This window comes from Paenibacillus sp. NPDC058367 (assembly GCF_042723305.1).
Lineage (GTDB): Bacteria > Bacillota > Bacilli > Paenibacillales > Paenibacillaceae > Paenibacillus_AQ.
In genome coordinates this window covers 414765-430929 of record NZ_JBHXIZ010000002.1, presented here as the reverse complement: position 1 = coordinate 430929, position 16165 = coordinate 414765, and the positions used below count along the sequence as shown (strand labels likewise).

The window sequence follows — 16165 nt, the reverse complement described above, 5'->3', positions numbered from 1 at the left end:
ACATATCTCAAGTTCGGAGGATTTTTTTATGGATATTAGACAGCTTAAATATTTTATGGCTATCGCTGAGGAAGGGCAGATTACTTCTGCAGCCAGAAAGCTGCAAATGGCTCAGCCTCCGCTCAGTCAGCAGCTTAAGCTGCTTGAGGAAGAACTAGGCGTCAAGCTTGTAGATCGAGGTCCGCGCAGTGTACAACTTACCGAAGCAGGAGCCATTTTGCGTGACCGTGCCCAACAAATTCTGGAGCTGGCTGATTCCACCGCCCGGGAGCTCAATGATTTTGTCAAAGGCTTAAAAGGAACTCTCGCCATTGGCACTGTGTCTTCCTCAGGAGCGACCCTGCTCCAAGATCGACTATGTGAGTTCCACAAAACGTATCAAGGCGTTAAATTTGAAATCCATGAAGGGAATACCTTCAGAATCATCGACCTTTTGAACAAGGGCATTGTCGAGATTGGCATTGTCCGGACACCCTTTAATGCTACAAATTTAGAATGTCTTTACACACAAGCTGAGCCTATGATTGCCGTAATGACTTCAGAGTATGACTGGAAAACAGATGAAAACTTTGTTGAGATCGGTGAGTTAAAAGATAAGCCGCTCATTATCTACCGCCGTTTTGAGCAGCTTATCCGGGAAACCTGTCTTGAGAATGGTTTTGATCCGCTAATATTCTGTATGAATGATGATGCGCGAACAACACTGCTCTGGGCAAATGCTGGTCTCGGCATCGGAATTATCCCCAAATCCGCTTTCGAATTAACGAGTAATCGTAATTTGATCTATAAAGAAATCAGTAGTGAGTCGCTTCGCACGCGGGTCGCCGCCGTCTGGATCAAAGATAAATACTTATCATCACTAGCTTCCAAGTTTATTGAAAGCTTTAAGAATGGTTAAGAATCTTCGCTATTTATTCACTTGTTGTTGAACTAGTCTATCCTCCTCTTCTTTAATACAAGTAATATCAATTCGTTCAAACAACAATTGCAAATCAGTTACCTGTTGATAAGGGGGAACCGAGCGGGGCTTCCAATTCGGTAGTTCAAGCGATAGGAATCCCCTGATCTTCTCACAAGAAAACGGTAGAAACGGATGCAGCAAATTCGCCAAATTAGCTATAATCTGCACGCATGTATATATTGTAGAACCACAGGACTCCTGATCTTCTTTTACCTGAATCCAAGGTTTTTGCCGATCAAAATACTGATTTGCCTTACGTACATAAAAGAAAATATACTCGAGCGCATCCTTCAAATCTCCCGCTTCAATTAGGCGTCCTGACTCCAGATACAAGAGGTCAATGTTATCGCTCCACCCCTTATCTAACTTTCCACTTGGCACGATCCCTTCATAAAACTTATCTACAAAAGCCAATGAACGATTCACAAAGTTACCAAATGCTCCAAGCAGCTCACCATTATGACTGTAAATAAACTCTCTCCAGGAAAAATCCGTATCCCGCTTCTCAGGCCCGTTGGCAATTAAGAAATAACGAATAGAGTCCGGATGATACCGCTCTAGAATATCAGGTACCCAGACTGCCCAATTACGGCTAGTGGAGAACTTCTGCCCTTCAAGGGTTAAATATTCGCTGGATATAATTCGATCCGGTAAATGTAGTTCTCTTGCTCCTAATAAGACGGCTGGCCATATCAGGGTGTGAAAAGGAATATTATCTTTACCATGGACATAATAAGCGGTGATGTCCTCTTGTTCCTCTGACCAAAAATCCTCCCAGCTCAGCCCAGACTGTGCAGCCCACTGCTTACTGGCTGATAAATAACCACTTACCGCCTCAATCCAGACATAAATCTTCTTGTCTTCAAATCCAGCTACAGGAACATCTACGCCCCAAGATAAGTCTCTGGTTACTGCCCGATCCTGAAGCTCCTCCTTCAAATATCGTTTGGTCAGTTTTACTGCATTTTCTCTCCAGTGTACTGCTTCGTCTACATAATCCGTTAATTCGGATTGAAATTTAGATAAGCTAAGATATAAATGTTCTGTCGGCCGTTCTGTCGGTGTATTCCCACATAATTTACAGACTCTGTCCAATAAATCGGCAGGATCTAGAATCGTAGAACAATAATCGCATTGATCTCCACGCGCCCGCTGTCCACAGACTGGACAAGTCCCTTCCACATATCTGTCTGGCAAAAATCGCTGATCCGCCTCACAGTAACATTGCGCTATGGTTTTTTTATATAAATGTCCATTCTTTAGTAACTCTATAAACAACTCCTGCACGACCTTATGATGCTGCTGTTGATCCGTTCGAGTATAAAGATCATAACTAAATCCCAGCTGTTCAAAACACTTCAGAAACTCTTCGTGGTATCGACTTGCAAAAGCTTCGGGTGTGATCCCTTCATTAGCAGCCTGAACCGCTACAGGTGTGCCATGACAATCGCTGCCTGACACATATAAAACGTTATCCCCCTTGCTGCGAAAATAGCGTGCCAGCACATCTCCAGGCAACACACTTGATAATCTTCCAAGATGTAAAGATCCATTCGCATACGGCCAAGCACCGCCTATAAACACATTACTCATTAACCTTCTCCTCCTTTTTTTAGACAACAAAAAAACTCCCATCCACAAAGGACGAGAGTTCTACTCACGTGTTACCACCTAATTTTATAAATGCCTCATGACATTTACCTCTTCAGGTACGACGTTAATAAACGTTTATACCCTAGCACTGTAACGGATGCAGATTCCGGCGCAGCCTACAACCCAAAAGGTTTCGATGCGCAGCTCTGAGACCATATTCCCAAGGTTTTTCTTTACTCCTTTTCAGCGACCGGAGCTCTCTGTAGAAAGAATTGCCGTGGTACTCTTTCTCTTCTTTGCCTTTGAATATTCAAGTTACTGGAAATAATACTTAATTTATCGAGTAAAGTCAATACATAAGCTCAAGCACCATGAATTCGTCATAGTTTTTATAAAAAAAGACCACCCAATCGTACAATTGGATGGTCCCTGTAGTTTAAATTATTTCATGATTTTGCAAATATCATTGGTGAATTGAACAGGATCACTAACTTGCAATCCTTCGATCAGCAGAGCTTGGTTGTACAGCAGGTTCGTGTATAAACCGAGCTTCTCTTTATCGTTCTCAGCTGCCGCTTTCAAAGACTGGAAGACTTCGTGATGGATGTTGATTTCGAGTACCTTATCCGCTTGAACCTCTTGCCCATTCGGCATCGATTTCAGGATTTTTTCCATCTCGATTGTCAATTCGCCTTCAGCTGAGAGGCATACCGGATGAGTCTTTAAACGTTTGGAAGCTTTAACATTCTTCACTTTGCCGGACAAGATGTCCTTCATCGCTTCAAAAAGCTCCTTGTTTTCGTTCTCTTCCGCTTCCGTTGGCTTGTCCGCTTCGTCTGCTTCGATACCCAGATCACCACTGGATACGGATTTAAATTCTTTTTCTTTATAAGACATGATCATCTTGATCGAAAATTCATCAATATCATCAGTGAAGTAAAGAATTTCATACCCTTTATCCGATACAAGCTCGGTCTGTGGGAGCTTTTCGATTCTGTCGATCGACTCTCCGGATGCATAGTAGATATACTTCTGATCTTCTGGCATTCTTGACACATATTCGTCCAGCGTTACCAGCTTCTTCTCCTTGGAGGAGTAGAACATCAGCAAATCTTGAAGTGTTTCTTTGTGCATTCCATAATCGTTGTACACACCAAACTTAAGCTGTCTGCCAAAAGCGTTATAGAACTGCTCATACTTCTCTCTTTCATCCTTCAGCAAGCTTTGCAGTTGACTCTTCACTTTATTCTTAATGTTCTTAGCGATCAGAGTCAGCTGACGGTCATGCTGGAGCATTTCTCTGGAGATGTTTAGCGAAAGATCCTCTGAATCTACCATACCTTTTACAAAGCTAAAATAGTCAGGCAGCAGATCCGCACATTTATTCATGATCAATACACCATTGGAATAGAGCTCAAGACCTTTTTCATATTCCTTTGTGTAGTAGTCAAACGGTGTATTTTCTGGGATGAACAGGATTGCATTGTACACTACAGCACCATCGGCACTGATATGAATATGTTTAAGCGGCTTATCGAAGCCGTAACGTTTCTCTGCATAGAAGTTATCGTAATCTTCTGTTGTCAACTCGTTTTTGTTCTTCCGCCAGATTGGCACCATACTGTTCACGGTTTGTTCTTGAACAACTTCCTCGAACTCGTTCTCTGTGCCTTCTTTTGGCTTTTGCTCCTTCACGTCCATTTTAATTGGGAAACGAATGAAGTCAGAATATTTTTTAATGATGGATTTCAGGCGATACTCTTCCAAGTATTCATCGTATTGATCTTCTTCAGTATTCTCTTTAATCTTCAAAATCACTTCAGTACCTACAGAATCCTTCTCGACAGGCTCGATAGTATAGCCATCAGCGCCCTTAGACTCCCATTTAAAGGCCTCGTCGCTACCAAGCGCCTTACTGATCACAATTACGTCATCTGCTACCATAAACGCAGCATAGAAGCCAACACCGAACTGTCCGATGATATTGTGACCATCCTTGGCTTCGTTCTCTTTCTTAAATGCAAGAGATCCACTCTTCGCGATTGTTCCTAAGTTATTCTCCAGCTCTTCTTGTGTCATCCCGATACCTGTATCGGAGATCGTCAAAGTTCTGTTCGCCTTATCGGCAGTCACTTTAATATAATAATCTTCTTTATTGAAGACCAGGCTTTCATCAGCTAATGCTTTGTAATAGATCTTATCAATTGCATCACTTGCATTAGAAATCAACTCGCGCAGAAAAATTTCCCGTTGTGTATAAATGGAGTTAATCATCATTTCCAGCAATCTTTTCGATTCGGCTTTAAACTCTTTTTTGGCCATGAATAAGTAAATCTCCTTTCAAAATAACATCTTGTCCAACACTTCGTGATTAGCACTCTTATTAGATGAGTGCTAATTCTTCTTTTTATATAACATAAACTGATTTTGAATGTCAATATTTACAGCGACTTTCTTTAAAGAATGCTATCTTTTACATACAAATTTAAGATTTTATTGATCATTAATGACCCACTTGCGCGTAGGCTGATTCTATGTTTTAAATAGACTAGAGCATAAATTCCAAATAAAGGGTTATCATTATCAAACCTAGGAGGAATTCGAATGAATAATCACGCGCAGTCCATTGTAAATTCTTCAGCAACAAGTCCCATTAAGAATTTGATTGGCAGTGTATTTATCCCCGTACACGATATTGAAAAAGCCCGTAGCTGGTATTGCCAAGTCCTAGGACTCCAGGAAGCAGATCATCCGATTATGAACGGTCATTTATGCCCGTTAACTATGCAAGGAAGCACTGGGATCATTCTGGACACCATGCCCATGTGGGGAGGTTTAGAGCCTGAAGGGGCTCCTCCAATCACAACACCTGCTCTTATGCTTATAACCGATGATTTGCAAGCCTCTTTCAACTACATAAAGGAGCTCGGTGTAGAGATAGTAACCGAAATTCAAGATCAGCAATGGTTTGTGGTGAAAGACCCTGATGGGAATAAACTAATGATTTGCAAGTAACATTTGCGTTAGAAATTGCAATGGCTGAGACTTCCACTTCTTAGGATGCATCAAAAGCTGCAGATCAAAATGAATTTCTTGATGTGCGAAGGGCAGCTCAGCCAAGTTCCCTCGCTCAATTTCTTCCTCTGCAACAATTTTAGGTAATAATGCAATCCCTAACCCATTCATAACACATCGTTTGATCGCTTCTAGATTCGAAAGCTCAAAACCAATGCGGAATATAATCCCGTGCTCTTTTAACAAATTCTCGAACAGACTCCGATAAATACAGCTCTCTTCAGAAACAATTAATTCGCAGTTATTTAGATCCTGTAACGTTACTGTATCCATCTGGGCAAGGGGATGGTTAATGGGAGCTATCAACACGAGCGGTTCATCTCTAATGATCGTACGATCAAGCAAAGAATCCGTAGTGGTACGATCGAGCATCAAACCGATGTCTACTTCCCCATCTTTTATTTTGGCCAAGAGGTTAGCTTCCTGCATCGTTTGTAGATGGATATCAAGTTTCGGAAATTTCGTCCTCAACTGCTGTAAGTAGGGTGGCAAGTAGAAAGCAGCTAATGAATCAATCGTACCAATCGTTAGCGTACCTCCAATTTGCTGGGCGATGGTTTCTTTAGAACGATCATACAGATCCAAAATCTCCACGAATAGCTTCAACAACTCTTCTCCAGGCGGGGTAAGACGCAACTGTCGACCATGCCTTTCTATCAATGGCACTCCGTATTCCTTCTCTATTTTCTGTATTTGCATCGTAACACTCGACTGCGCGTAACCCAGCTCTTCAGCAGCCCGTGTAAAGCTCTGACGCTTAGCTACCTCGCGGAATGTTCGTAAATAGGTTAAATCCATAACCTCACCCTAACATCAATATTTTTGATGATACACATCATTTATTATAGCTAACGACGATGCAACATTCCATGGTAAAGTGTATGTAGAGGAATTAAAATATTTTGGAGGCCGATAATTTATGCTTACAGAACAACAGATTTATGGAATTTATGTCCCCGTGGTCACCCCGTTCAATGCTGCTGGTGAAGTCGATCTGGATTCGTATCAGCGTTATGTAAAGAACATTATTAACAACAGCATACAAGGTCTGGTCGTTAATGGAACCACCGGTGAATCGCCAACTGTAACCGTAAATGAAATGCAGCTTCTAGTAAACACTTCTCGTGAGCTTTTACAATCTACATCTATCCCCTTAGTAGTCGGTACAGGAACCAATGACACAGCTTCTACGGTAGCACGCACAGAGATCGCAGCTAACCTTGGTGCGGATTGCGCACTAGTAGTCGTCCCTTATTATAGTCGTCCATCGCAAGAGGGCATCATTGCCCATTTCCGCAAAGCAGCAGAAGTAGGTATTCCGATCATGGCTTATGACATTCCAAGTCGTACTGGTACTGCTATGACCCTAGACACTGCACGCACAATCCTAGAAATGAATAATGTTGTCGGATTAAAAGACTGCTCAGGTAGCACCAAAATGGTTACTGAGCTAGTTCGTACAGGTAGCAAACCTGTGCTTGGCGGCGACGATTCACTCTTTTATGAAATGCTTAGCTCCGGGGCAGCTGGCGGTATGCTTGCTACTGCGAACGTTTATCCAGCAGAATGTATCCGTATATACGAAGCCTTCAAATCGGGTCAATTCGACTTGGCAAAAGAAAACTTTGAACAACTACTGCCGATCATCCGTCTCTTGTTCAAGGAATCGAACCCCGCTCCAATCAAATGGATGCTTAGCCAGAATGGCCTAATCAATTCGGATACGCTTCGCCTCCCAATGACTTCCATCAGCACAGCGCTTCAGCAAGAGCTTAGTTCTTATGTTCAGGACAATGCAATTGAAGCGACTGCATAAGAGAAAATATAACAGCCGTTATACAGTGAGGAACTGTTTAGCGGCTATTTTTTTGTAAATTTAAATTCTCTGTAACTAATGTTCTGATATTATCTATTCTTCCCCCTCTTCATCATAAGTTCACTAATACGCCCTTCAGAGACATCTCCTGCCATATTTCCAAATGCGATGGCTAGATAATCAGGATAGTTTTTCCTGCCGAACATCTCACTTAAATCTTCTTGTTCGGTGAAAATAAAGTATTAGACTGGAGTTGTTGATTTAACGGGGGTTTTGAATTGGAGATTACTCAGTTTTTTAAAAATTAGTTTTAGACTGATTCATTAAAAGAAGCAGCGGCAGAACAAGACTTGATAAATAAAGTCTTAGACTGACGCTGTTATTGAACTAACGTTCCCCGTTAGTTTAACGAAATGACAAGCGGGTCCGACGGACTTCGCCATGCAGAATTGTATGCCTGATTGCTCTTCCTAGAAATGCTTCGGACAGCATCAAGGAGTAAATGCGACTCAGCAGGAAAACGGTGTTACAGAATATCAACGCCTTCTTAGGGTTACTACTATATAAATCACAATAATAAAGTATCGATGATTTGATGAAATTTCATTCTATTCTCGTCTAATTCAGATATTCCATATCCTTTCATAAACTCATCTATTTCTTCTTTCCTATCTGTATAATAAGTAAGACTTTTTACAAGATAATAAATATCATAGTATGGATCTGATATCCCTGATCCTCCTAAATCAATAAATGCTTCAATATGTCCATTATTTATCATAACGTTTCCAGATCCATAGTCACCATGGGTAAAAACTAATTCCTCTGTCGACGCTTTATTTATCTCCAAAAAATCAATCAGTTGCTCAATAGTATGATTGGGAAATGAGTTATTAATAGCCTCTATGACTTCATGTTTTCTCTCATTAATATTTTTTTTGACCATATCAATCAGTTTTTCTGGCAAAAAATCATTGAAAAAGCAATTATCAATGGGAACATTGTGTATTGTTTTTAAACCTTTTCCTAAAATATAGCCTAGACTTTTATCTCCCTCTTCCTGCTGGTATTCTTCCGCAGTACAACCTTCTATATAGGTCATAACTAAATATTCCTTTCCATTCTCCAACTGATAACTTATTACTTTAGGAGAAGGAATCACATCATTTACCCATTTCAGCCTTTCTGCTTCGTCCATTAAACTTCCAGAATCTTTAACGTTTTTTTCTTTCAGTACATATTTTACAGAATTATAGAACTCTAAAATGTGCAAAGATTGATAATGTCTTCCTTTTTCAATGATTGTAGTTTTAAGTAATTCTGACTGATTTACTAATTTACTTGGCATTGAGAATCGGTTATTCATCATTTTGTACTCCTCATTTGTGTATCTTGGCGTTATTTCCAATAACGTCTTATTCACGGACTCTATGAATAATTTCATATGTAGGGTATTCGCGAAACTTTTAAGCTAAACTGCCAGTTAGTTGAACAAAGGGCTACCTCTCGGCAGCCCTCATTATTGAACTTTAGTTCCTCGTTAGCTTAACGACACGATAACATAAAAATCCCAATATATGGTACAATGTTGTCGGAAGTTTGAAAGTCATCAATCTAGCATTAAAAGGGGGCTGCTGAGAGTTGAGTAAAGAATTCAATTCCAAAACTCTCATAAATTTTACTTGCTACATTTACAGTAAGTAACAAGCCAATAGCCAAAAAAAACAATTGATTCAAGCAATATAACAACATCTTTTTTTAAGCCTTGAATTACGTCCAATATTGCTCTTCAATCTTCAGATCCTTATGTCTCTTATCTACGTACTCATTCTCACTAATTATTTCTATTTCATTAGAATCAAAAAAACTAAGCAATCTCAATCCTTCATTTAACAATTCATCTTTATATTGTCGGGAAAACTCTGACCTTTTAACTGGGTCTGCAAGTTGATCATCGTAATCAAATACAATATATTTAAGGGCTATCATCCTAAAAAAGGAATATCCATTACAATACTCCCTGTAAATGTGTGAACAAGAACTAATGAATTCCTCCTCAATATAAACAAATCGATTTAATAGATCTCTGATCTTAAACTCTTCAACTGACCTATAATTAAGAATTTTTGTAAGTTGCCCTTCTAATTCATCCATCACATATTTAGAATTATAATTTAGATTAATCAATCTAAAATAGACATCTTTACCTAATGATTCTTCAAGTATCTCTTCTTTGTCATAAAGCCACTGTTCAAATTCCTTTGTTGAAAGTTTATTCCTCAAGACTGAGTGAAACCATTCTATAATTTCTTCATTGATCGGATCCATGATTTCAATCCTTTCCTTGCACCGCGGTTTCATATAACGCCTTATTTACGAACTTCGTGAATTTTCTTATGTATGAAGTATTCTTCGAAATGCTTACGCTCTGCTGCCCGTTAGTTGAATAAATAAAAAACGGCTGCCGAAGCGACCGCTATTCCACTAACGTACCCGTTAGTGTACTTTCATTCTATCCTAAAACAGAAATGCAAACTAGTGTTCTTGTTTCTGTGATTTATATAATCAGGGGTTTCAGACAACGTCTTATTCGCGAACTTCGTGAATAATTCCGTATGTTGAGTATTCGCGAAATTACTGAGCTATCCTGCCCGTTAGCGCAGCAAGGCTGCCAATCGTGCTGGCAGCCTTGTCATGGTTGAACTATCGTTTCCCGTTAGCATTCCTGTAGAGCGTTATCTATCGTCACTTATCAAGCTGACAAATTTCACGAATAAATGAGCCTTCGTGAGAAAACTTAATAGCTCTTTGGCAATCGGTACATATTCTTGACATTGTACATTGACAAGAATATGTACCGATAAAACAATAAAATCACGATTTACGCGGTAATTAATCGGCTTATATTCTTGTCATTCGACAGAAAAATAAGGCCACGATGTAAACCGTGACCTGCCTAAAACTAATTGGTTGTTGGTCTTGTAGATATTAGACCCACTAATATTTATAGGATAAAGTTTGATTTATGGTCATGCATCCGCATTGTATGAATAATGAGTAATTAAATTATTCTTTGTCAAAATAATCATCTGGCAAATTTAATTTTTTCAAACAACCTGTAAATTTTTCTCTGAAATTAATATTGCTTTTATATTCCGGCCATGCAACCTTATAATGACGCAATAACTTCTCATGAGGGATAACGCCCCAAAATAAAATAGTGTTTTTCACAACCTCCTTATCGCCACCCACTAACATCTGTTCAATGATTTCCCAACTTTCCGATTTGTCATTGCAATTGCGTGTGGCATAGATTGCGGCAGATTGAATATTCGAGTCGGTGTGGCACAAAAAGGACGCAAAGTTCTGAAGTGTAATCGCGCCGGAAGATTCCAAAACATACCCCACATGACGTAACGTTTCCGAATCGTGAACCCTGTCAAGACTTTGCAATATCACTTTTATAAATTCCGCTAAATCAAAAGATTTACCGTACCAATTCAGAATCATTAAAGCTTGTAAAAAATCTTCATTTCTTTCAGAATACAACAGCTCCAGTAGATAGACTCTTCCCGCATCAAAAGAGGTTTTGCAGATTAGCTGAATGGCTGTGGTGCGATCATTTTGTCTTTGCTCAGCAACGCTCCTTAAAAAATCAATGGTTGGCTGCGAGATTTTCTTAAACTTGAACATTCCATCAAGCGCTTTTGATTTGATTTCTTCGTTTGGGGCGTTTTGATAAACCTGTATCAACGCATTTTCATCGCCCGGCATTCTACTGCCAAACCACGCGATATCATAATCCAGAATAATTTCGTCCAGCCAGCGCTCATACCAGTCCAGAAAGTTGTCTTCATAGACAAAGAAAAAGGGATGATCAGGATAAAAAACTGCAGTGTAAATGATTTTCCCCCTGTGTTTCCCTTCAAGTACGAGATACATATCGTATTCACAGCCTTGTGTACCAATGCACAACATGCCGCCCATCACCCTATCACGGGCGGCGTCGTATTCCGGGTCGGAGATGTCTTCATCACTGATCAGTGGCTCGATCAGATGGTTCCATTTTTCTTTTGTCATTCTCGGGTGTAGAACGCATTTTGTAGTGAATGCATTTCTTTCGGTATAGGAAGTTGCTTTTTCAATCGAATAAATCCCGTAATAAGGCCCGGCACCTCCATTTCCGACTTTCGTTAAAAACTGGGCATAAGGCTCCGGAAGTGTGACTTGATTCTTTGCTTGCCAGTCCGCAAGCTCTTTTGCTGTAAGCACTTCATAAACCTTGTATTTATGTGAAGATGCTCCAAACACCAAAAAAGCCGTATCTTTGCGCATGGCCTTTTCGAGTTTGTTTTTTATTCGATCAAGTTGTGTTTCTTTCTTCCAAAACAACATATTCAATCCCCCCTGTTGATTATAGCCGGGCTTCCTTCGTTTGCTTATCCAGCAATTTCAGCAGATGCGGAAATCGGTATTCTCCGTACATACTCTGTATGTGCTCGGCAGCGACTGCTAGCTCCATGCCGACAGAGGTTATATACAAAGGCTTGGAGCTGTTGCCTCGGTAAAGCTTTTTGACAAAGGCTTCGTTGTCGTGAAAGGCATTTTTTGCAACACCGATCACTGGAATTTCCCCTGAAAAATTTGTGTAAACATAATGTCCGAGCCCGGGCTTTTTCTCATTGTTTAAGTACACATAGCCATCCACAACAATGGTATGTATTTGATTTATGTCAGTAAGTTTCAACAGTTCCTGTATGCAAGGGAGCTCTCGTTTATAGAAAAAACCCGTTTCGTATTTGTGAGGGTTTTCCGTATAAGACATGATGACTTCGAGTGGTTTAGAATCTTCCCAACATTGAAAAATAACCCCCACTGATTTCGCTTTATTTTCCTCATAATACACATCGACAGCGATGATCATTGATAGCGATTCCTTCCTTTAAGCTCATTTTAAGCTATAGATTATAGCCAATATATCACATTTTGCCGTGCAGGATGATCTATAGATTATCCCAATACCACCACTCCACCAATCTAACCTATCAAGGGGCGGGTAGTATTTATTCTGCCGCAGGCGCAGCACAGAAAAAATCTCCACCCTATAACCCTTGACAGGCTGGATTTTTGACGTGCCATTTCGCCGCCGACAACGGGGAACAGGATTTTATCCTGCCTCCGGCCTCCTCCAAAGAATAGGATAGGGTGTAAATGATTGAATCTAAATGTACAGTTTCGCTTGGATAAGATTGTACAAAACGCTTGAGTAATAACAGAGAATTAAGAATCTTTGGCTCTAACTAACGCCTTCCGCTCTCGCTTCAGTTGTTGGCATATATAGAGTTGGAATGGTTTTGTTTCACAAACCATTCACTTCTATACATGTAATATTCACAGAAAACTATGTACAAGAAGCTCACTTGTACGCATATAATCCTAGAAAAGCGCTTAGCAGCTGTTTTTAAGGATTATACCAATCATTTTAGAACATTCTTACACAAGCAAATATGTACATCCTTATATCAGCATTTACAAACTATCCTCCGTTAACTTAACGAAGAAAGGAGCAGCTGCCGCGGTGGCAAACTGCTCCCAGGATCTCTAGACTAACGTGTCCCGTTAGTTCAAGAAGAATCGTAAACATTTCACTATTACTTTACTTCGGTTAATTTCAATAAAACGCCCTTTTAACTAACCTGCCCATTAGCTTAAAGCCATTACCGCAAAGGTACCATCGACAGGAATATTACTACTCCTGTTTAATTTTTGATAATATATCATAAAAAAGACTATCGAATGGACTTGTCGATAGTCTTTTTTGGGCTATTAATTGAATGGATGCATTGTTGCAGCTATTCCTTTAGGGCATCCACATATTGCTTCGCTTCTAATAGTGACAAACCAAGCACTTCTCTCGCTTTTTTAACAGCTGCTACTTCCTTGCCGTTACGTACGAGCTGGAGAACCTCATTTTGAACAAGATGTGGGGGCAGACCTTCAGACTTGGCAATTTGGTCAACGTTTACCTGCATTGTTTTGATACGAGCTTCCATGGCACTTACTTTGTTATACACAGTTAAACATACAACTAAGGACACAAGTGATATCGTAATTGATAGGTATTCCATTTGCGACACTCCCTTCTATCTCTTCTTTTATTCTAAATGAAGATGTCTGGTTCAACAAATTTATGTCGTGTCCTATTGAACTAACCTGTCCGTTAGCTTAATAACGCAGTGTCAGTCTAATACTTTATTTGCCGAGTCTAACACTTTATTTTTCAGTCTAGAACTCTATTTTCATTTGACACTTCTCTCTCACTTTTAATTTTCTCGCAGTCTTCAATAATGAACTGAATCTCTTACGCTGTAAGCTTAGCTTTTTTCGAAGAAAAATCCTTTTTTAAATTGTTGTAGACTTTCTTATTATTTTTGAGCAATTTGAACTCATATCCCATACTACTAACATAAAAATGTTTTGGCTCATGACTATCAATTCCATAACCCGAAACTTTAAGTATAGTTAGATATTCTAAAGTTTTTTTTCTATGTATGCAGCAGTGGACCTATGATGTCCGTCAATTAATGTACTCATAAAACCTTCATAATAATATGCGAGCCAAGTCATGATCTCCCCATTTTTAATTTGCTCCCTATATCCATAACTCTTTCAATGTTTAAACAATCGATTCGTTGAGAAGGTAAAAGGAATTTGGGAACCCCCTTGCTTGAATGGTACTTGTAAAAAACATCAGCTGACGCATTATACGTTCTCCTCTTAGTAAATAAGTTCCAAAAAAACTCTCCTTCTCCGTTAGTTGGTATCATTTCTATATAAGACATCAGGTAATAACCATTTTCTAGAATACTCAGAAGAGGTTTAACCTTTTCAAATGCAGTACTAAGGTCATTCCCTACCTCTTGTGAATCTTTAACTCTATCAATCGCTCACCAGAGTTATCCACCCCAAATTTAGTTATTAACTTTCCACTCCCATTATTTACTCGAAGTAACAAAGCATCCTTGTCCCATGAGTTAAAAATACTCGGAATGATTTCTTCGCATACGATCGAATTAGGTGCCTTAAATATCTTCTTCATAACTTCCACCCCACCCTAATATTACAAAAACCATACCATATCTTGAATTCACCTTATCATCAACTAACAAAAAAACCATCAGATTTCTCTGATGGTTTTGAGGTCTTACTATAAAAAACGTACAGCGTTCAAAGTAACTTATCTGCTGCTCGTTTGTCTTCCTTTAGTGAACCACTCGGACTTTGGCTTTAATGGAGGGTTAGACTTAGGTTTTGCTTTGGCAGGTTTAGATGCCGCTGGTTTTGCCCCCGCTGGTTTAGCTGTTGATGGTCTGGAAGTCGATGGTTTAGAAGATGCAGATCTCGAAGCTGACGGTTTCGAAGATCTTTCTGTCTTCATTTGCGTTTTACGAGACATCGGATACGGATGATCCTTCACTTCTGGAATCGATTTTCCGATCAATTTTTCAATATCCTTAAGGAACGGAAGCTCTTCAGATTCGCAAAAAGATATTGCCGTTCCGCTTAACCCAGCTCTACCCGTACGACCGATCCGGTGCACATAGGTTTCTGGAATATTCGGCAAGTTGAAGTTGATTACATGTGATAACTCATCAATATCAATTCCTCGCGCGGCGATATCCGTAGCTACAAGAACGCGGGTTGCACCACTTTTAAAATTCCGCAATGCATTCTGACGATCATTCTGCGATTTATTGCCGTGAATGGCTTGTGCAGAAATGTTCACTTTCGCTAGATCGCGTGTAACACGGTCCGCACCACGTTTTGTACGAGTAAACACCAGCGCAGAAATGATTGATTTATCCTGTAACAAAAGATTCAATTGATTCTGCTTATTTCCATTCTCTAATAAATAGATCGATTGATCGATTCTATCCGCAGTAGATGACACGGGTGTGATTTCTACTTTTACTGGATTCACAAGCAAGGTTTTGATCAATTTGGAGATCTCAGTAGGCATCGTTGCCGAGAAGAACAGTGTTTGTTTCTTCGTTGGCATTTTAGCGATAATTCGTTTTACATCATGAATAAAGCCCATATCTAGCATGCGGTCAGCCTCATCCAAGACAAGAATTTGGACATACTGTAAATCCACACGTTTTTGATTGATCAGGTCGATAAGTCTTCCTGGTGTAGCAATTAAAATATCAGCACCTTGATTCAAGGCACGCTCTTGTACTTTCTGTGATACACCGCCAACAATGGCAGCAGAGCGGATATCTGTGAATTGGCTATACGCTTTTATGTTATCAGCAATTTGAATCGCTAGTTCTCTTGTCGGTGTTAAGATCAGCGAGCGAATACGTCGCACATTGTTTGTTTTGTTGGGACTTGTTTGTTCGCTTAATAATTGAATGATAGGTACAGAAAAAGCAGCTGTCTTTCCTGTTCCCGTTTGAGCACATCCAAGTAAATCTCTACCTGCTAATACAGCTGGGATCGATTGCTCCTGTATAGGTGTAGGTGATGTATAGTTTTCTTTGGTTAAAGCCTTTAAAATCGCAGGCATAATATTCAGTTCGTTAAATGTCATTGGGTCTCCTTAATTTCTAATACATATATTCTTAACATTAAATCCATTTGTCACGTCATAAATAATAATCATAACACAATTAGTCACATAATAATAGATATTCTTTATCATCACACCAATTTTCATT

At 39.6% G+C, this 16165-nt stretch carries 13 protein-coding genes and 1 other annotated feature; of the genes, 3 read left to right on the top strand and 10 right to left on the bottom strand.

What is annotated here, in order from left to right; all coding sequences use genetic code 11:
* Positions 1-28 precede the first annotated feature (28 nt).
* Positions 29-898, top strand: a complete 870-nt coding sequence (locus ACFWMP_RS12555; protein ID WP_379423824.1) for a LysR family transcriptional regulator — start codon at positions 29-31, stop codon at positions 896-898.
* 9 nt (positions 899-907) lie between these two features.
* Here the strand turns inward: ACFWMP_RS12555 and metG are convergent, their stop codons facing one another.
* Together metG and htpG are read right to left on the bottom strand one after the other, a co-directional pair.
* A complete protein-coding gene (metG, locus tag ACFWMP_RS12550) occupies positions 908-2554 on the bottom strand; it encodes a methionine--tRNA ligase (RefSeq protein WP_379423823.1) in 1647 nt (548 codons plus the stop codon).
* A 44-nt stretch (positions 2555-2598) separates the two neighbouring features.
* Positions 2599-2860, bottom strand: a binding site (T-box leader).
* A 135-nt stretch (positions 2861-2995) separates the two neighbouring features.
* Positions 2996-4876: a molecular chaperone HtpG gene (htpG, locus tag ACFWMP_RS12545; RefSeq protein ID WP_042189365.1), complete on the bottom strand. Its 1881-nt coding sequence runs from the start codon at positions 4874-4876 to the stop codon at positions 2996-2998.
* 282 nt (positions 4877-5158) lie between these two features.
* Here htpG and ACFWMP_RS12540 point away from each other — a divergent pair, with 282 nt between their 5' ends.
* Positions 5159-5569, top strand: coding sequence for a VOC family protein (locus ACFWMP_RS12540; RefSeq protein ID WP_042189367.1), 411 nt, complete (start codon positions 5159-5161; stop codon positions 5567-5569).
* On the opposite strand, the gene ACFWMP_RS12535 is transcribed toward ACFWMP_RS12540, so the two are convergent.
* Positions 5552-6427 (bottom strand): LysR family transcriptional regulator, encoded by an 876-nt coding sequence (locus ACFWMP_RS12535; protein WP_042189369.1) that lies wholly within the window; start codon positions 6425-6427, stop codon positions 5552-5554. The genes ACFWMP_RS12540 and ACFWMP_RS12535 overlap by 18 nt on opposite strands.
* Before the next feature lie 121 nt (positions 6428-6548).
* Here ACFWMP_RS12535 and dapA point away from each other — a divergent pair, with 121 nt between their 5' ends.
* Complete coding sequence (gene dapA / locus ACFWMP_RS12530) at positions 6549-7445, top strand: 4-hydroxy-tetrahydrodipicolinate synthase (protein WP_076286276.1); 897 nt, start codon at positions 6549-6551, stop codon at positions 7443-7445.
* A gap of 568 nt (positions 7446-8013) precedes the next feature.
* Here dapA and ACFWMP_RS12525 read toward each other — a convergent pair.
* From ACFWMP_RS12525 to ACFWMP_RS12495, 7 genes are all read right to left on the bottom strand, one after another.
* Complete coding sequence (locus ACFWMP_RS12525) at positions 8014-8814, bottom strand: phosphotransferase (protein WP_379423822.1); 801 nt, start codon at positions 8812-8814, stop codon at positions 8014-8016.
* Between the two features lie 401 nt (positions 8815-9215).
* Positions 9216-9773 carry a hypothetical protein gene (locus ACFWMP_RS12520; protein WP_339242064.1) on the bottom strand — a complete coding sequence of 186 codons (558 nt, stop codon included), beginning with the start codon at positions 9771-9773 and terminating at the stop codon, positions 9216-9218.
* A 738-nt stretch (positions 9774-10511) separates the two neighbouring features.
* The gene (locus ACFWMP_RS12515) at positions 10512-11840 is read right to left on the bottom strand and encodes an SMI1/KNR4 family protein (RefSeq protein ID WP_379423821.1); all 1329 of its coding nucleotides are present in this window, start codon (positions 11838-11840) and stop codon (positions 10512-10514) included.
* Positions 11841-11859: 19 nt separating this feature from the next.
* A complete protein-coding gene (locus ACFWMP_RS12510) occupies positions 11860-12369 on the bottom strand; it encodes an endonuclease V (RefSeq protein ID WP_042189378.1) in 510 nt (169 codons plus the stop codon).
* 928 nt (positions 12370-13297) lie between these two features.
* Positions 13298-13573 (bottom strand): hypothetical protein, encoded by a 276-nt coding sequence (locus ACFWMP_RS12505; protein WP_042189381.1) that lies wholly within the window; start codon positions 13571-13573, stop codon positions 13298-13300.
* Positions 13574-14358: 785 nt separating this feature from the next.
* Positions 14359-14544: a hypothetical protein gene (locus ACFWMP_RS12500; protein WP_379423820.1), complete on the bottom strand. Its 186-nt coding sequence runs from the start codon at positions 14542-14544 to the stop codon at positions 14359-14361.
* A 138-nt stretch (positions 14545-14682) separates the two neighbouring features.
* Positions 14683-16038 (bottom strand): DEAD/DEAH box helicase, encoded by a 1356-nt coding sequence (locus ACFWMP_RS12495; RefSeq protein WP_379423819.1) that lies wholly within the window; start codon positions 16036-16038, stop codon positions 14683-14685.
* Positions 16039-16165: the final 127 nt, after the last annotated feature.

Excerpts from the sequence above, each read along its gene's own strand:
- ACFWMP_RS12555 (WP_379423824.1), top strand. The coding sequence starts at position 29 with ATGGATATTAGACAGCTTAAATATTTTATGGCTATCGCTGAGGAAGGG.
- metG (WP_379423823.1), bottom strand. The coding sequence starts at position 2,554 with ATGAGTAATGTGTTTATAGGCGGTGCTTGGCCGTATGCGAATGGATCT.
- htpG (WP_042189365.1), bottom strand. The coding sequence starts at position 4,876 with ATGGCCAAAAAAGAGTTTAAAGCCGAATCGAAAAGATTGCTGGAAATG.
- ACFWMP_RS12540 (WP_042189367.1), top strand. The coding sequence starts at position 5,159 with ATGAATAATCACGCGCAGTCCATTGTAAATTCTTCAGCAACAAGTCCC.
- ACFWMP_RS12535 (WP_042189369.1), bottom strand. The coding sequence starts at position 6,427 with ATGGATTTAACCTATTTACGAACATTCCGCGAGGTAGCTAAGCGTCAG.
- dapA (WP_076286276.1), top strand. The coding sequence starts at position 6,549 with ATGCTTACAGAACAACAGATTTATGGAATTTATGTCCCCGTGGTCACC.
- ACFWMP_RS12525 (WP_379423822.1), bottom strand. The coding sequence starts at position 8,814 with ATGATGAATAACCGATTCTCAATGCCAAGTAAATTAGTAAATCAGTCA.
- ACFWMP_RS12520 (WP_339242064.1), bottom strand. The coding sequence starts at position 9,773 with ATGGATCCGATCAATGAAGAAATTATAGAATGGTTTCACTCAGTCTTG.
- ACFWMP_RS12515 (WP_379423821.1), bottom strand. The coding sequence starts at position 11,840 with ATGTTGTTTTGGAAGAAAGAAACACAACTTGATCGAATAAAAAACAAA.
- ACFWMP_RS12510 (WP_042189378.1), bottom strand. The coding sequence starts at position 12,369 with ATGATCATCGCTGTCGATGTGTATTATGAGGAAAATAAAGCGAAATCA.
- ACFWMP_RS12505 (WP_042189381.1), bottom strand. The coding sequence starts at position 13,573 with ATGGAATACCTATCAATTACGATATCACTTGTGTCCTTAGTTGTATGT.
- ACFWMP_RS12500 (WP_379423820.1), bottom strand. The coding sequence starts at position 14,544 with ATGAAGAAGATATTTAAGGCACCTAATTCGATCGTATGCGAAGAAATC.
- ACFWMP_RS12495 (WP_379423819.1), bottom strand. The coding sequence starts at position 16,038 with ATGACATTTAACGAACTGAATATTATGCCTGCGATTTTAAAGGCTTTA.